This is a genomic window from bacterium, from assembly GCA_020440705.1.
In the GTDB taxonomy this organism is placed as follows: domain Bacteria; phylum Krumholzibacteriota; class Krumholzibacteriia; order LZORAL124-64-63; family LZORAL124-64-63; genus JAGRNP01.
In genome coordinates this window covers 1-602 of record JAGRNP010000314.1, presented here as the reverse complement: position 1 = coordinate 602, position 602 = coordinate 1, and the positions used below count along the sequence as shown (strand labels likewise).

General features: G+C 69.3%; 2 protein-coding genes. Both read right to left on the bottom strand.

Features of this window, described 5'->3' with window-relative positions:
- On the bottom strand, positions 1-385 hold a 385-nt coding region (locus KDM41_18565; GenBank protein ID MCB1185428.1), incomplete at its 3' end, for a prepilin-type N-terminal cleavage/methylation domain-containing protein.
- A gap of 84 nt (positions 386-469) precedes the next feature.
- Positions 470-602 (bottom strand): helix-turn-helix domain-containing protein (locus KDM41_18560; GenBank protein MCB1185427.1); only part of this gene is annotated, 133 nt, incomplete at its 5' end.

Sequence of the window (602 nt, the reverse complement as noted above, 5' to 3'; positions counted from 1 at the left end):
GCACGCCCGGGTTGGTGCCGGGCGGACCAGCCGTCGTCCGGTACTGGAAGAGGCTGGGCCCGTCGGGCGCCGCGCCGAGCTGGTCCCACCCCGCGGTGGTGCCCCACGAGATGCGGTTGCCGCCGGCCGGAAGGGCGCTCGGGTTCCACGCCCCGCCGCTGATCCCGGTCCCCGGGGCCGCGGAAGCGGAGCAGTACTGCCCGAACTCGGCGCGGTAGGCCTCCTGGCGCTGTCGGATCTCGCCGAGGAAGGTCACCGCCTCCGCCGTCTTCGAACGGTTGAGGTAGTTCGAAAAGCTGGGGATCGAGACGGCGGCCAGGATGCCGATGATCACGACCACGATCATCAGCTCGATCAGCGTGAATCCCTGCTTCGCGAATCTCATGGCAAACCTCCGGTGGAAGATATCATGCAATCTTCACACCCCGCTGGCACAGGGGGTGCGGGGCGCTCGAGCTGCCGATTCCCGTCACTCGCTGTCGCTGTCGCCGATGGCGTACTTCGCCAGCCGGTAGCGCAGCGAGCGGAAGGTGGTGCCGAGGAGCTTGGCCGCGTCGGTCCGGACTCCGTTCGCCTGCTCGAGCGCGCGGACCAGGATCGCC